This window comes from Stutzerimonas stutzeri, from assembly GCF_024448935.1.
GTDB lineage: Bacteria > Pseudomonadota > Gammaproteobacteria > Pseudomonadales > Pseudomonadaceae > Stutzerimonas > Stutzerimonas stutzeri_AO.
Genome location: NZ_JAMOIE010000206.1, coordinates 1 through 1,873 on the forward strand (window position 1 = coordinate 1; position 1,873 = coordinate 1,873).

Sequence of the window (1,873 nt, forward strand, 5' to 3'; positions counted from 1 at the left end):
CTAGGCGTGAACTACCCATGGACTTTGGGGAAAAGGGCGTTTATTGTTCCTGTACTCGCAAGTAGTGACAATATAAGCGCATATTGCACAAATCACTTAAGCATCGCCTTGATGTTATTGACCTATTTATGCAGTTGACAATTCAAGAGACAGGGCTTTATCCGTTGCCCCTACATGGCAAGGATCCCACTACAAACTGAACATTTTCTGCCCTGATGCCAAGAATTGGCATTAATACCTATTCGTTGAACGCTTGGAGGAACATATGGGTTATGCAACGACTAATCCCTTTACGGGAGAGCTCATCAAAGAATTTCAAAATGCGACAGATACCGAAGTTACACAGGCGATAGAAGCTGCCCATCAGGCTTTTTTAAGCTGGCGGATCACTCCCTTTGCAGAAAAAGCCGCAATACTGTCTCGGGCTGCCACAGTTCTTAGAGACAACAAGCGCAAATATGCCAAACTGCTGACGTTAGAAATGGGCAAAGTTATCGCTGAAGCTGAGGCTGAAGTAGAGCTATCGGCGCAGATTTTTGAATACTACGTCGAACATGCCGAGCGAATGCTGGCACCACAAAAACTCCCGGTTAGCGATCCCGCCGAGGGCGAAGCAATACTGGTTAACGAACCCCTAGGCGTATTACTTGCCATCGAACCTTGGAACTTCCCCTACTATCAGGTTGCACGTATTTTGGCACCACAGCTTTCAGCCGGAAATACCCTACTGCTGAAACATGCTTCCAACGTGCCCCAGTGTGCAGCCGCCTTTGAAGGCCTGATGAAGGAAGCTGGACTGCCCTTGGGTGCCTTCCAGAACCTGTATGCGACTCGAGATCAGGTAGAGCAGATCATCAGTTCACCCAAAGTGCATGGAGTTGCCCTCACTGGATCAGAAGATGCGGGATCGATTATTGCAGCTCAAGCCGGCAAAGCACTGAAAAAATCGACCCTAGAACTGGGGGGAGCAGATGCCTTTATCGTACTGGAAGATGCCGAGCTACTAAAAACCATCGACTGGGCCGTATTCGGCCGTCACTGGAATGCGGGTCAGGTCTGCACATCTTCCAAGCGGATGATCTTGGTTGAAGCTATTTATGATCAATTTATGGAAGGCTATATCAAGGGCGTTGAGGCGCTCAAAGCGGGCGATCCTATGGATCCAGCCACAACGTTAGCACCACTTTCTTCCCAAGGCGCCGCCGATGAGCTGAAACAGAAGATCCGTGATGCAGTAAAACACGGTGCGACCGCCACCGAAGTTGGCTCTAAAGTGCCACAGCAAGGTGCATTTGTGCAGCCAACAATACTCACCAATGTGACGCCCGATAACCCAGCCTACTATTGGGAATTTTTCGGCCCTGTATCCACAATCCATAAGGTCAAGGATGAGCAAGAGGCGATTGCCATCGCTAATGACTCGCCCTTTGGCCTTGGTGGCTCAGTGTTTACTGCCAATAACAAACGCGGTATCGCTGTGGCTAATCAGGTTTCCACTGGCATGATGTTCGTCAATCACCCGACTATGGTGAAGGCTGACCTGCCCTTTGGCGGAGTTCGCCGCTCAGGTTATGGCCGCGAGTTGATCGATTTGGGATTAAAAGAGTTTGTAAACCACAAACTGATTAATGTGGTTGATATAAACGCGCCTTTCTAATGCCTTAGAACATAGCGAGATCCGACAAAAGCCTGACGGAATCATCTGTCAGGCTTTTTTGTTGTGCGCCTTTATCCAATGCATCGCATAAAGCCTTAACGCCCAGTAGGCCTCGGGGAGTGGCACGGTGCAATAAATCGGCATGGATTTGAAAAACATGCTGTTTTTTAACCGCCGGAATTTCTTACCTTGCATTCCTGAGCCTTCATGTCGTCG

The 1,873-nt window shown here is 49.0% G+C and carries 1 protein-coding gene; it reads left to right on the top strand.

Translation table 11 applies throughout. The annotated features are described in order from the left end of the window. Nucleotides 1-265 precede the first annotated feature (265 nt). Nucleotides 266-1,657: an NAD-dependent succinate-semialdehyde dehydrogenase gene (locus NA637_RS24830; protein ID WP_256075216.1), complete on the top strand. Its 1,392-nt coding sequence runs from the start codon at nucleotides 266-268 to the stop codon at nucleotides 1,655-1,657. The last annotated feature ends 216 nt before the right edge of the window (nucleotides 1,658-1,873 follow it).